At 57.9% G+C, this 13,965-nt stretch carries 10 protein-coding genes; 5 read left to right on the top strand and 5 right to left on the bottom strand.

Annotated elements, in window-relative coordinates; genetic code table 11:
• Positions 1-189 precede the first annotated feature (189 nt).
• The 3 genes from HY011_11200 (at position 190) to HY011_11190 (ending at position 2,580) form a co-directional block, all read left to right on the top strand.
• Positions 190-879 (top strand): hypothetical protein, encoded by a 690-nt coding sequence (locus HY011_11200; protein ID MBI3423494.1) that lies wholly within the window; start codon positions 190-192, stop codon positions 877-879.
• An 83-nt stretch (positions 880-962) separates the two neighbouring features.
• The gene (locus HY011_11195; GenBank protein MBI3423493.1) at positions 963-1,607 is read left to right on the top strand and encodes a hypothetical protein; all 645 of its coding nucleotides are present in this window, start codon (positions 963-965) and stop codon (positions 1,605-1,607) included.
• 37 nt (positions 1,608-1,644) lie between these two features.
• Positions 1,645-2,580: a hypothetical protein gene (locus HY011_11190; protein MBI3423492.1), complete on the top strand. Its 936-nt coding sequence runs from the start codon at positions 1,645-1,647 to the stop codon at positions 2,578-2,580.
• Between the two features lie 102 nt (positions 2,581-2,682).
• Here HY011_11190 and uvrA read toward each other — a convergent pair whose 3' ends face one another.
• The 4 genes from uvrA to HY011_11170 all read right to left on the bottom strand — a co-directional run bounded on the left by uvrA (position 2,683) and on the right by HY011_11170 (position 8,910).
• Positions 2,683-5,556, bottom strand: coding sequence for an excinuclease ABC subunit UvrA (gene uvrA / locus HY011_11185; protein ID MBI3423491.1), 2,874 nt, complete (start codon positions 5,554-5,556; stop codon positions 2,683-2,685).
• Between the two features lie 443 nt (positions 5,557-5,999).
• The gene (locus HY011_11180) at positions 6,000-7,577 is read right to left on the bottom strand and encodes a PQQ-dependent dehydrogenase, methanol/ethanol family (GenBank protein ID MBI3423490.1); all 1,578 of its coding nucleotides are present in this window, start codon (positions 7,575-7,577) and stop codon (positions 6,000-6,002) included.
• Positions 7,574-8,455 (bottom strand): c-type cytochrome, encoded by an 882-nt coding sequence (locus HY011_11175; GenBank protein MBI3423489.1) that lies wholly within the window; start codon positions 8,453-8,455, stop codon positions 7,574-7,576. The genes HY011_11180 and HY011_11175 overlap by 4 nt, the downstream gene beginning before the upstream one ends.
• Positions 8,452-8,910, bottom strand: a complete 459-nt coding sequence (locus tag HY011_11170) for an L-2-amino-thiazoline-4-carboxylic acid hydrolase (protein ID MBI3423488.1) — start codon at positions 8,908-8,910, stop codon at positions 8,452-8,454. The genes HY011_11175 and HY011_11170 overlap by 4 nt, the downstream gene beginning before the upstream one ends.
• Before the next feature lie 302 nt (positions 8,911-9,212).
• On the opposite strand from HY011_11170, the gene asnB reads away from it, so the two are divergent.
• Positions 9,213-11,147: an asparagine synthase (glutamine-hydrolyzing) gene (gene asnB / locus HY011_11165; GenBank protein MBI3423487.1), complete on the top strand. Its 1,935-nt coding sequence runs from the start codon at positions 9,213-9,215 to the stop codon at positions 11,145-11,147.
• 145 nt (positions 11,148-11,292) lie between these two features.
• Entirely contained in the window at positions 11,293-12,486 is a 1,194-nt protein-coding gene (locus tag HY011_11160) for a TIGR03087 family PEP-CTERM/XrtA system glycosyltransferase (protein MBI3423486.1), read from the top strand.
• Positions 12,487-12,743: 257 nt separating this feature from the next.
• Here HY011_11160 and HY011_11155 read toward each other — a convergent pair whose 3' ends face one another.
• Positions 12,744-13,862 (bottom strand): glycosyltransferase family 4 protein, encoded by a 1,119-nt coding sequence (locus tag HY011_11155; protein ID MBI3423485.1) that lies wholly within the window; start codon positions 13,860-13,862, stop codon positions 12,744-12,746.
• Positions 13,863-13,965 lie beyond the last annotated feature (103 nt).

Here is a 13,965-nt window from a genome sequence, read left to right as displayed (position 1 = left end):
TTCTCAGCAATCAATTGCTGAACCAGTTCGAGCAGTTGCTCATAACTCAATCGTGAAGGAGTGAGATTGGGATTCATTGCGGCAGGCAATCTAAATTCAATAGTTGATTTTGGCAAGAGAGGCCGCTAATCAACTACGTTTTTGCTATCGACATCTATAACTTTGGGTCAAAACGATGACTTTCTCGATTTGACGAAAGTTAAATTCCCTAATAAACACAGGGGGCAAGTAAAAGGCGGAAGCAAAGGAGTGGCCGTTGGCAATCATCAGACTCAGCCCCGGAATTTTGCCCCGCTCAATATTACCTTGCTAAGCTTAGATGGGCATAATCGTCAGCTTGGAGACGGGATCATTTACGACGTGGCGCTCAAAAATGTCACTAAGGACATTCTGGTAATCCCTTGGTCGCCTGATTGGAGTAAGGTCAAACCCAATGAAGAGAAATACCCCCCTGGCTATCTAGTACTCCATCAAGCTGAAAATGAGGGATGTAGGGCGGGATTTAATCCCGCCCTACATCCCGGATGCGCTCTCAGCATCCATCACTTACAGCTTGATGGAGTACTAGATGCTTTTCTCTCCCTAGTTATAAAAGACGAGATTTCGGGCGATCAGCTTGTCGCCGGTCAAGCACTTTATGGCTCACAACTTCTTCCTAATAGCCTGAAGAAACTCCGACCAGGACAGTCAGTCAGAATTCGAACTCCAGGTATTTTGTGGTTCACGGACTCAGACGTAACCAAACGGGTACTAGCGAAGTTACCGCACATGTTTGAGGTACAGGCATATTTTAACCTTTCGAATCCTGCTCTTGCCCTACCCTATGAACCGGCAGTCTCCACGAATAGGCTGACCTTGGATCTAAAAAGACGACAATAGAGAGACAGCAACATTGAAAAGAAGAAACAGAATAATAGATCAACTTCGCCCCTTATCAAACATGTCCGTAACAGGGGGCATTCATGCAGACACAATTTGTTAGCTGGTTATGCCTGTTATTGCTATGGCCAATAACGTGGCGGCAGCAAGCGGAAGAAGTGCTTGATTTGACACAGGTCAAGCTCAAATCAGAGAAAAAATCGGGCAGCGCTGGCGGCGGCGGACTCACCATCGGACATTCCCATGAGAAGAAAGTGATTCCCTTGAAAGTCACTTTGGTAAGCTTGAACAAGACCAGCTACCAATTGGGTGACGAGGTTGTCTATGAAATCCTGTTGGAAAATATCACCACTGAAAACGTGGTAATCCCTTGGTCTGCTGATCAGGGCGAGCCGGTTGGGTCCGGTGATATTCGAGGCTCCATCTACCTCATCGCACCTGACGAGCGTAAAGGGGATCAATTAGTCGCTCTTCGCGGGATCGTCGGTTCACCGTCAATTCCGTCAAGCCTCAAGACCTTGCGCCCCGGGCAAAAAGTACGCATTAAAGCTGGGGGACGTTGGGTATTTTTTGACGCCGAGGTTGCACCACGGATACTAACCAAGCTGCCTGCCGTTTTCGGCGTAGCTGGAGGGTTTAGCCTGGAAGGGCCAGCGCCATACCGTGACTTCAAGCTGATCACCTCTAGCAATAAGCTGGATATTACGCTGAAAAGACGCTCTGACTAAGCGAAGTCAGGCGATAAAAAGGAAGTAGGAAAGAAAAATGGCATTGCCCATTGATCTATTCCTACTTCCTGATTTTTCGGCAATAGAGTTTACGGCTCTGCCGTCTGCTGATTTCACGCTTGCTTTTCAAACCACGCCAGCAGGTCTTATGAACAAATCTGAATTGTTCCTGGTAGTAACTTCTGGTTGGCTCACTTTGGTCGCAGCATTCGCGTTGCTACACAGCATCTCTTTAACAAGCGGTCGAGCTTCCGTTCAACTGTCTGACATCTCTGTTGCGCAGTCAGCGGGAGACTCGCTGACCGCTGGACAGCAACAAACCATCCCGCCACCGCCACCGCCTCCGAGACCCTTGCCGCCCCCGCCGTTTCCAAATGACCCCAAGCTGACCAGCCCGTCGAGCGAGCCAGTCAGGCAACTCAGCGGCAGTTCCGAAATTGAGTTACAGCAACTTGCCTCCTATCTGCCCAAAGGCAGCGCCATCGCCACCTTTCCGGTAGGCGAGACGCAAACCCGCGCGGCGAAAAGCGTGGCGGTTTTAGACAAAACCGGGCGCGTCTTGACCGTATTGGTTTACTCAGTTGGCGGGCGCAGTGAGCTGCTCGAATTAGGGGTTTTCGCTGCCGAAGATGGCAAACTGGCAAAGCTTGCTTCGACCAAGTTGCCGGGGAGCTATGTCTACACCAACATCTATGACCGTTTCACGGCCCCGTTCGGCATTGTTGATGTAAACGGAGACGGCCTTCCTGAGATCATCGTTACTTCTAGCCAAGGTGCCAGCCTCGGCGCTCAGTTGCAGGTTTTTTCCTTCGATGGAGCAACCCTCAACCAGATAGCTGAAGTGACTGGGCATCAAATTCAGATGATAAGCACTGGAGCAGGAAGAACAGCGATCTTTAAGTCAAAATGGAAGGAGGAGGACAAGGAACATACCTTCGCTTGGAAATCTGGCAAGCTTGAAGAGGTTAGGTAGCTGGCAGCTTCACTTCTAGCGGTGCTGGGTTATGTCGAATCCAGCACCGCTAGAGAAACCAGTTGCGGCCAGCCTGGCTGCAAGCGAAGTTACGCCAATCGCTCATGGCTTGCCATTACCATTTACATTCAACAGCGGCCGCAACGCTTGTCCCGTATACGACTTCTTATGCTTCGCCACCAACTCCGGCGTGCCTTCCGCCACGATGCGCCCGCCCTCCGCGCCGCCTTCCGGCCCCAGGTCAATCAGCCAGTCGGCGGATTTCATCACGTCCAGGTTGTGTTCGATGATGATGACGGTGTTGCCCAAGTCCACCAGGCGTTGCAGCACGTCGAGCAGCTTGCGCACGTCTTCAAAATGCAGCCCCGTCGTCGGCTCGTCCAGAATGTAGACCGTGCGGCCCGTCGCGCGTTTTGATAATTCCTTCGCCAGCTTGATGCGTTGCGCCTCGCCGCCGGACAGCGTGGTGGACGATTGACCGAGCTTGACGTAACCGAGGCCGACTTCAAACAACGTTTGCAGCTTCTGTTTGATCTGCGGGTGATTTTCAAACGGTACGAGCGCATCTTCGACCGTGGTGTCGAGTAGTTCGGCGATGCTCTTGCCTTGGAAGCGCACTTCGAGTGTCTCGCGGTTGTAGCGTTGGCCGCGGCAGACTTCGCACATCACGTACACGTCGGGCAGGAAGTTCATCTCGATGCACTTCATCCCGTCGCCCTGGCAGGTTTCGCAGCGTCCGCCTTTGACGTTGAAAGAAAAGCGGCCTGGCTTGTACCCGCGTTCGCGGCTTTCGGGCAGCATTGAGAACAGATCGCGAATCGGCGAGAACAGGCCGGTGTAGGTCGCTGGATTGGAGCGGGGCGTGCGGCCAATCGGCGATTGATCAATCTCGATAATCTTGTCTATGTGTTCGAGGCCTTCGATGGCGGTGTGTGCGCCCGGTTCAGCCAGGCTGCGATAGATTTTGCGGGCGAGCGCACGGTACAGGATGTCTTCGACCAGCGTGGATTTGCCGGAACCGGAGACGCCGGTGACGACGGTCAGCAAACCGAGCGGGAAGCTGACATCCAGATTTTTCAGATTGTGTTCGGTCGCGCCGCGCACGATCAACGCTTTGCCATTCGGGGCGCGGCGTTGTTTCGGTACGGCGATTTGCAACGCGCCGGACATGTATTGGCCGGTGATCGAATCAGGGGCTTTGGCAATTTCATCCGGCGTGCCAGCGGCGACCAGCAAGCCGCCGTGTGTGCCTGCGCCAGGGCCTAAATCCAGCACGTAATCGGCGCGGCGGATGGTTTCTTCGTCGTGTTCGACCACCAGCACTGTGTTGCCGATGTCGCGCAGGCGTTCCAGCGTTTGCAACAGCCGTTCATTGTCGCGCGGATGCAAACCAATCGAAGGCTCATCCAGCACGTAAAGCACGCCGCGCAGTTGCGAGCCGATTTGCGTCGCTAGGCGAATGCGTTGGCCCTCGCCGCCTGACAATGAGGCCGACGGGCGGTCGAGTGACAAATAGCCCAAGCCGACCGCGTTCAGAAACCCCAATCGTTCACGGACTTCTTTCAAGATGCGCCCGCCGATGAGGTCTTCGCGGGCATTGAGTTTCAGATCGGCAAAGGCAGCTTGCGCGTGTTCAATCGTCAGCGCCGCGTAATCGGCGATGGATTGGCCATTCAGCTTGACCGCCAGCGAAGCCGGTTGCAGTCGCGCCCCGTTGCATGTTTTGCAAGTAATTGGCGAGATCAATGCTTCCAACGCAGTACGCGAATTTTCACCGTAAGCCGCGGCATCGCCTGCCAGCTTTTTCATGGCGTCGAGCAGAAACGCAGTCGCGCCCTTCCACTCGGCTTGATACTTGTATTCGCCGTAGCGGAACTCGATCTTCTCAGGCTTCTCCCCTTTCTCTTTGCCGCCCAGACCGAAGAAGAAGGCGTCTTTGGCTTTCTTGGGCAACTTGGCGAAGGGCGTGTCTTCGGGCAAATCGAAATGGCGCGCAACGGCGAAAAGGGCTTCGCGCAAATAGGCGTCGGTGGCTTTGTCTTCATCACCGACGAAACGAATTTGATTGAGCGGCTGCGCCTCATCCAGCACCAACTTGCGCGGATCAATTTCGAGCGTCGTGCCCAGGCCATTGCATTCCTTGCAAGCGCCAAACGAGGAGTTGAACGAGAACGAACGTGGTTCCAGTTGCGGCAGCGAAATGTTGCAATAGACACAGGCCATCTTTTCGGAATAGAGCCGTTCTTCGCCGTCCACGATTGAGATCACCACGATGCCATCGGTCAACCGCGTCGCCGTGCGGACGGATTCTTCCAGCCGCTGACTGATGCCGGCTTTGATGAGCAGACGATCCACGATGACCTCGATGGTGTGGTTGCGGCGCTTGTCCAGCTTGAGCTCGTCATCGTCATCCAGCGTGCGCATCTCGCCGTCAATGCGCGCGCGGGTGAAACCGGCTTTGAGCAGCTTTTCCAATTCCTTTTTGAACTCGCCTTTACGCCCGCGCACGATGGGCGCCAGGATCATCACGCGCTGGCCTGTGGGCAATTCCTTGACGCTCTGGATGATCTGCTCAGTCGTCTGTTTCGAGACGGGCCGTCCGCACTGATGGCAATGCGGCTGCCCGGTCGAAGAAAATAGCAGGCGCAGGTAATCGTAAACTTCGGTGACGGTGCCGACGGTCGAACGCGGGCTGCGGCTGGTGGTTTTCTGTTCGATGGAAATCGCGGGTGACAGCCCTTCCACCGCATCCACATCGGGCTTTTCCAGTTGTTCGAGAAATTGCCGCGCATACGCCGACAACGATTCGACGTAGCGGCGCTGCCCCTCGGCGTAAATCGTGTCAAAGGCGAGCGAGGATTTGCCGGAGCCGCTCAGGCCGGTGACGACGGTCAGTTGGTTGCGGGGGATGGTGAGCGAGATGTTTTTGAGATTGTGTTGGCGCGCGCCGCGCACGGTGATTTGCTGGATTGCCATGTGGTTCATTACAGATAAGATTTAGTCTGATTGACGAATCCGGAATTGTAGTGAAGCCAGGGTAGTGGCGCAAACGAAGCGCCCGGACATGAAAGGACCGCGAACGGCTGAATGGAAAACGGGAACCGGCTGGCAGGGGTTTCTCGCACGTGGCAACAACCGGTTTCGAGTGGGGCCATAGCTTTCAAGCAAAAGAAAGCCACTAGAGCGGTTTGCAATCGCCTTTACGGGAGCAGCTTGTGCCGGGACGGTACCGCGCGCGTGAGCAAGCGGCGCGTCAAGCTGACGTCATTGGCCGCATCGCGCAGGCTCCGCTTGCTCACGCGCGCGGTACCGTCTCGCGGCGCGGCTCTTTTCCCGTAAACTGAAATGAAAACCGATCTAAAAGAAAGCCTCGGGAGGCACCGGGGGGCGAGCACGCGCAGGTGACTGACATACAGCCTTTACAACGCAAACACAAAAAACGAGAGTCCCGCCGTAATCGCTACATACTGTTTCCCCCGCACCAAAAAACTGACGGGATTGGCCACGATTTGTGCGCCGGTTTGGAAGCGCCACAACGGTCGCCCGGTCACCGCGTCTAACGCGTAAAAATAGCCTTCGACGCTGCCGCCAAACACCAGCCCGCCCGCTGTCGCCAGCAAGCCTGTCAGCGCAGGCGCGTGCAGTTTGAATTCCCAGCGCTGTTTGCCGCTCACCGCGTCCAGCGCCTTCACTGCGCCATACGGTTCGTTGCCTGCCAGATCGCGCGCGCCGCCGCCTTCAAACAATTCGCCGGGGTGATAGGGCGTCGCGACTTTGTAAAACACTTGCGGATGGTTTTCGCGCGCCAGCACGTAAAACAGTTTGGTCAGCGGGCTGTACGAAGGGCTATACCAATTCGTCCCGCCACCCAAACCCGGATAGACCAGCGTGCCCGCTGGCGTAGGCTCCGCGTCAGCGCGGCGGCGCGGGCACCCGCGTGCATCCAGGCCATCCGCCCAGGTTTGTTTGATGTAAGGCGTACCGCTCAGGAATGCGCCGGTCACGCGATCCAGCACGTAATAGAAGCCGTTGCGATTGGCCGTCACGACCAGTTTGCGCCGCTGGCCTTTGACCACACTGTCAATCAGCACCGGCACCTGATTCGCATCCCAGTCATACACATCGTGCGGCGTGAATTGAAAATGCCACTTCAGTTTGCCGGTGTCGGCGTCGAGCGCCAGCAAACACTCGGAATACAAATTGTCACCCGCGCGCTCGTCGCCGTTCCAATCGGGCGCGGGGTTGCCCGTGCCCCAGTACAACAAATTCAAATCCGGATCATACGAACCCGTCACCCAGGTCGGCGCACCGCCGGTGCGCCAACTCTCGCCCGCCCAGGTTTCGTGCCCAGGTTCGCCCGGCCCTGGCACCGTCCAAAACCGCCAGACACGCGCGCCGGTCTTGGCGTCGTAGGCGTCCAGGAAACCGCGAATGCCGTATTCGCCACCCGCGATGCCGACGATGACTTTGTCTTTCACTACGAGCGGCGCGCCGGTCATCGTGTAACCGAGTTTGTCATCGGCGACGACCACCTCCCAGCGCGGCTTGCCTGTGTGCATGTCCAGCGCGACCAGATGCGCGTCAAACGTGCACAAAAATAGCGTGTCATCCAACACGGCCAAGCCGCGATTCGGCGTGCCGCAACAGCCGCGCGCATTGGGCGGCGGCGGACGGCGATACGTCCACAACGGGCGACCCGTGCGGCCATCGAGCGCCGTCACGACGTGCGCTTTTTCGGTGATGTACAGCACACCGTCCACCGCCAGGGGCGTCATTTCGACTTTGCCCGGTTCACGAATCTGATAGACCCAGGCCGGTTTCAAGCGCGCAATGTTGGTCGTATTGATTTGTCGCAACGCTGAATAGCGCCAGCCCTGATAGTTGCCCGAATAGGTCAGCCAATTGCCCGGCTCCGTGCTGGCTTGGCGAAGGCGGTCGTAAGAAACCTGGCCGAAGGCGGCTGGGGTCAGCAATAACAACAACAACAGACTTCTCATCGTTCGCCTTTCAAAGAAACCAGAAAAGCCACGACATCTTCCAGTTCGCTTTCCGAAAACGCGCCCCGATAGCTGGGCATCAAGGATTTGCCCCAATCTTTGTGCAACGCTTTCAACTCCTCTTTGAAAAACGAATGCACGCGACCATCCAGAGTGCGTACCTGAATCGAGAACGTGTCTTCGTTGACGCGCACACCGCTGAGGCGACGGCCCGCGCGCGTGAGGAGCCGCACCTGCACATAGTTTTCTGGCAAGCTTGTGCCGGGCCGGTATTGCGCAAAGCTCTTGGGCACGTCGGCAGCCGGATCGAGCAACGATTGCCGCAGATGCGCCGCGCCACGCTTCAGGCCGATGCCCGTCAAATCAGGGCCGAAGGCGCTGCCACGGCCATTGAGCGCGTGGCATTGCGCGCAGTCGCCTTTGCCAGAATAAAGCTGCGCGCCGCGTTCGGCATTGCCCGTGACCGTTTCGAGCGGCAGCTTGCCGAGCGCCAGCACAAAGTCGGCCAGTTGCTTGAGTTCAGCGCTGTCCAACCGCGAGCCGGGCATCTCAGTGCCGGGCAGGCCGTCTTTGATGATTTTCAGTAACAACTCTTCGGTCGAGGCGCGCGCCAGCGTTGCCGTCGCCAGCGTCGGCCCTTGTGCCCCTTCGCCGTGCGGGCCGTGGCAGGCGGCGCAGTGGATTTGATAAAGCCGCGCGCCGTCCCTGGGTACGCACGCTTCCCAGCGTGCGGGCGTGGCATGTGACAGACTGCTGCCGAAGGACGACCCTCCGGCACTAATCGCTCCGGTTTCAAGCCCGCACGCTGGAAGCGCTGCGTACCCAGGCAGGCTCAGCAGCCAAAGGCTCAACAGCAATTTGCCCGCGCGTCGCGTCATCGTTCTTCACCTGCTTTCACCCGATAGCGGAAATCGCAATGCGGCGCGCCTTGCAGCAACGTTTGCGTGCGCGTCAATTCAACCTGCGGATTAAAGCCCTCGATCAACGCCGCATCGCGATTGCACGAGAGCAACGCGCCCAACTCTTCCAAACCCAGCGCGCGATACATTTCAGCGTAACGGCAACGCGTAACGTTAAACGCAAACTCTTCCTCGTTCTGCGCCAACACCTGCATCTGCATCGCATCATCTTTTTGCCAGGCGGCGAGCGAACCAGCCAATTGTGTCAGGCCGTTGCCCGCCATTGTTTGCGCCAGTTCCCCGCCCTGCGCGCGCGCGACGTTGACAATGACCTCGCGCGCAAGCGCCAGGACTTCCGCACGTCCGAAGCGTTCGCCCAAGGCTTGCAGCAAAGGCGCGACGATGCGCGCTTCGATCTCGCGGCGTTTGAGCACGCCGATGTCGTTTAGATGATCGGGCGGCTTAGCTTGTGGGACTGCTTCACTCATTGCGAAAACTCCTTTGGGTTTGGCTACAACTCTCGCGCACAAAAGCATGGGGTGCAGGCTTCAGCCTGTGTGCAAAATCTCGGACGCAGGTTGAAGCCTGCACTCCATGCTTTTGTGCTTCATCGCTGATTGGTTCGCGGCGTCAGTAAACCCGAAGACCGTTTGACCGTCAACGGCCTCGTTAAAACGCGGTGCGTCCGCGCCAAAAACCTTGCCACATGCCAAGTCTCACGCTACCTTCACGCCCTATGTGCGGCATCTTTGGCATCATTGATCTGAATGGTCAGCCCGTAAACAGCGCGTTGCTCACAACAATGGGCGCGGTCACGCACCATCGCGGCCCCGATGACAGCGGCTTTCACGTTGACGGGCCGTGCGCCATCGGCATGCGGCGGCTTTCGATCATTGATCTGGCGGGCGGACATCAGCCGCTGACCAACGCAGACGAATCGCTCTGGCTGGTCTGCAACGGCGAGATTTACAACTACCGCGAATTGCGCCGCATATTGGAACCCCACGGCCATCGCTTCCGCACTGACTCTGACAGCGAGACACTGCTACACGCCTACGAACAATGGGGCGATGAATTCATCTTGCGGCTCAACGGCATGTTCGGCTTTGCCTTGTGGGATGCGCGGCGGCGGCGTTTGTTGCTTGGGCGCGACCGCCTGGGCATCAAGCCGTTGTACGTACACGAAGACGGACGCCGCCTGGTCTTTGCCAGCGAAGCCAAAGCCATACTCACGCTGCCCGGTTTCACCCCAGAAGTTGATCAGACCGCGCTGCAATCGTATTTGCAATTGGGTTATGTCGCCGCGCCGCACACGTTGTTTGCGGGCATCCGCAAACTGCCCGTCGCTGCGTTGTTGTCTGTCGAAGGCGGGCGCGTCGAGACGCGTCAATACTGGCAAATGCCCGAAACATTGGAACGTGCGACCAGCGAAGACGAATGGGCCGAGCGCACACGCGCCGCCATTCAAACCGCCGTCGAGCGTCAGATGGTCAGCGATGTGCCTATCGGCGCCTTCCTGTCAGGCGGAATTGATTCGAGCGCCGTCGTCGGCTTGATGGCGCAAGCGACGAACCAGCCGGTCAAGACCTATTCGATTGGGTTTGAAGGCGGGGCCGCCGAAGCGCTTTACAACGAATTGCCCCATGCGCGCCGCGTAGCCGAACTATTCGGCACTGAGCATCACGAAATCATTGTCAAACCCGATGTCGTCGGCCTGCTGCCCAAGCTGCTCTGGCATCTGGACGAACCGCTGGCCGACAGCGCGTTTATGACGACCTATCTGGTTTCGGAATTCGCGCGGCGCGAGGTCACCGTGATTCTGTCGGGCGTCGGCGGCGATGAATTGTTTGGCGGGTATCGCCGCTACTTGGGCAATCATTACGCCGCGCAATTTACGCGCTTGCCGGGCTGGCTAAAACAGGGCGCGCGCGCCGTCAGCCGCCATTTGCCCAGCGATAGACATTCGGGCCTGCTCAACCAATTGCGCTTGGCGAAGGCCTTCATCGCCAGCGCCGACCTTTCGTTTGAAGAGCGCTATCGCGCGTACCTGCAATTGCTGCCGTCGACACTGGCGCAGCGTTTATTGATTCAGCAGCCCGCACACGCCGAAGACCCGTTGCTGGCGGCCTTCGCCAAGGCGCACAGCGCCGACGCGCTCAACCGCATGGTGACGGTGGATTGGCAGACGCAATTGCCGGACGATTTGTTGTTGCTGACTGACAAGATGAGCATGGCCGTCTCGCTCGAATGCCGCGTGCCATTGCTGGATCAAGACCTGGTGGAGTTGGCCGCCGCCATGCCCGAAGCCGTCAAAGTACGTGATGGACAATTGAAGCATCTGTTGAAACGCGCGCTCAGCGGCCTGCTGCCGCCAGACATTCTCGACCGACCCAAACGCGGTTTTGGCATGCCGGTGGGCGCGTGGTTGAAAGGCGAACTGTCGCACATGCTGTGCGCGGTGCTCAGTCCGGCAAACTTGCAACGGCGCGGCTTGTTTGAACCATCCGCTGTCACCGAATTGATCACGGCCCATCGCACGCGGCGTGAGGATTACACTGATGCCCTGCTGGCGCTGTTGAATTTTGAGTTGTGGGCGCAACTTTATCTGGATGGACGCGCGGCGCCGGATTTGGCTGATGAATTGAAAGCACAACTGCGGCACCAAGCTTGACGCCAATCTGGGTGCGCACCGCTTCCAGCGTGCAGGACTGATTCAAAGACACAGTCAATTTGATTGCGTCAATTGCCAAGCCTGCACGCTGGAAGCGGTGCGTACCCAGGGCGCTGCCGCTCCTCGTACTACCTCAATTCCCCCTATGCTAAACATCCTCTACATCTGCCATCGCTTCCCTTTTCCGCCCAAACGCGGCGGGAAAATTCGCCCGTTCAATATGATTCGCCATCTCAGCGAACGCGGGCATGGCGTCACTGTCTGTTCGCTGGCGCGCTCTGACGGCGAAGCGCACGAGGGCGCGGGCATTGCGCCTTATTGCGCCCGCTACGCGATGGCGCGCGTGCATGCGCCGCAACAAACGGCGCGCATGGTCGGACGGCTGTTCACGCCCGGTCCGTCTTCGATGGGATATTTTTATGCGCCCGCGCTCAAACGGACGATTGATGAATTGCTGGCCAGCCAACACTTCGATCTGATTTTTGTGCACTGTTCCTCGGTCGCACCCTATGTCACCCACGTGCGCCACATTCCCAAGCTGCTGGACTTCGGCGATATGGATTCGCAGAAATGGCTGGAGTATGCGCGCTACAAACCGTTCCCCCTGGCGCTGGGCTATTGGCTGGAAGGTGTGAAGCTGCAACACGCCGAAAAACAGTTGGCCGCGCAATTCGATTTATGTACGGTCACGACGCGCGCCGAATTGGAGACGCTGGAACGTTTCGGGACGGCCAGCGATTGCGCCTGGTTCCCGAACGGCGTGGATGCCGAATACTTTCAGCCTGATGGCACCGCCTACGATCCCGATGTGCTGAGCTTCATCGGGCGGATGGATTATTACCCCAACCAGGAATGCATGTTGCGGTTTTGCGCGCAGACTTGGCCGCACATTCGCGCGCAACGACCCAACGCCCGCTTGCTCATTGTCGGCGCTGAACCCGCGCCCGCCATTCGCAAGCTTGGCGAGTTACCGGGCATAGAGGTGACGGGCTCGGTGCCGGATGTGCGCCCGTATGTGTTGCGTTCGGCGGCCATGATCGCGCCGCTCAGCATCGCGCGCGGCACGCAAAACAAAATTCTCGAAGCGCTGGCGCTGGGCGTGCCCGTCATCACCAGCGCCGTGGCCGTCAAAGGCGTGGACGCCGAGCCGGAGCAGCATTTATTGGTCGGGAATGCGCCGGAAGAATATGCCCAGGCAGCATTGCGGCTGATGAACAATGCGGACGAACGCGCGCGGCTGGCGGCGGCGGGGCGCGCGCGTATGCTGTCGCATCACAACTGGACAGCTTCGCTGGAACGCATGGAGAGTTTGGTTGAACGTTGCGTAACGCGCCAATGAAAGATCAAAACAGGCTGGACGGGATGGGCAGGATTCACAGGATGAAACCAAAGGGAAGAAAGCATTCTCATAGGACTTACGCAAAAGCCGGAAACTTTGCCACAGAGGCACGGAGACACAGAGCCAGAGAGCTAGGTTTCCGGTCTTGCAAGCCTTTCCTCTGTGTCTCCGTGCCTCTGTGGCAATGCTTCAGCGTAAGTCCTATCTCAATCTCTCTCCTGTAAATCCTGCCCATCCCGTCCATCCTGTTTCATGTTTTACGCCGTTAGATAAAGTTCTTCGATCCGGTCAATCACGCTGCCGCGCTCATAACGTTCAATCACGCAGGCCCGCGCCGCCGCCCCCATTTTCAAGCGCATTGACCGATCCACCAGCAGGCGTGAAATGGCTGTGCTCAGCGCCCATTCATCATCCGGTTCGATCAGCAGGCCAGTGACTTCGTCTTCCACAATCTCTTTCATGCCGCCGACGCGGGTGGCGATGACGGCACATTCCGCAGCCATCGCTTCGACCAGCGCCAGCGAAAAGGCTTCGTTATCTGAGGGCACGACCACCACATCAAAGGCGCGCAACCGCATGGGCAGTTCGTTGATGTGGCCTAGAAACCGCACCTGCTCGCTGATGCCTAACTGTTCGGCCTGCGCGCGCAGTTCGGCGGCATAAGCTTCATCGGTCGCGCTTTGACCGGGCGCGCCGGCGATCACGAATTCGACATCCGTCCAGTTGCGTTCGCGAATCAGTTGCGCGGCGGCGTGGATGAACAGGTCTTGCCGTTTGAGCGGCGTCAATTGCCCGACGATACCGATGCACCAATTGCGTTTGACGCCCAACAGGCCGCGTGCGACTTCGATGCTGAGTTTGCCGACGCGCCGCAAATCCACCCAGTTGGGAATCACCACCGTGCGCGCGGCCAGTTGCGGAAAAGCTTCGTGCAGGCGTTGCTCGACGCTTTGCGAGACGGCAATGAGTTTGCGCGCCTCGCCAATCGTCCAGGCGTATACCGGATTGGCTTTGAGCGGATTGAAATGATGGCGCGTCAGAAAAAACCGCACCGGCTGATCGCGCCGTACCATGCGCGCCGCAATCCCACAGAAGGTGTAATCGCGCCCGACGTGCGCGTGCAATACGTCAATGCGTTCGCGCCGGATGACCTCGGCCAATTGCCAGGCGCTCATCACGTCCAGCGAGTTGCGCAAACCGAGTTCGTGCCATTGCACGCGCGGCGTGGTCAGCGCTTCGCGCAATGGCGCAGCCGGACGCACGGCCAGATGCACCTCGTGCTCGCGTTCGAGCAACGCGCGTGTCAAATCGGCGACGTGGCGTTCACCTCCGCCAAAACCGTCGGCGGAACAAACTTGCAAGATTCTCAATGGCATCGCCGCAACTTTAATCCAAGCCCCCCGCACCGCGCCACTGTCATCGGACAAAACCAGTGGGAACTGCGGGGCTTTTGCATAGTCGCTAACAAGAGCATCTGAG

The organism is Acidobacteriota bacterium (genome assembly GCA_016196035.1).
GTDB lineage: Bacteria > Acidobacteriota > Blastocatellia > RBC074 > RBC074 > JACPYM01.
Note: the sequence above shows the minus strand (reverse complement) of the source record. Positions and strands in the feature narration are given on the sequence as shown.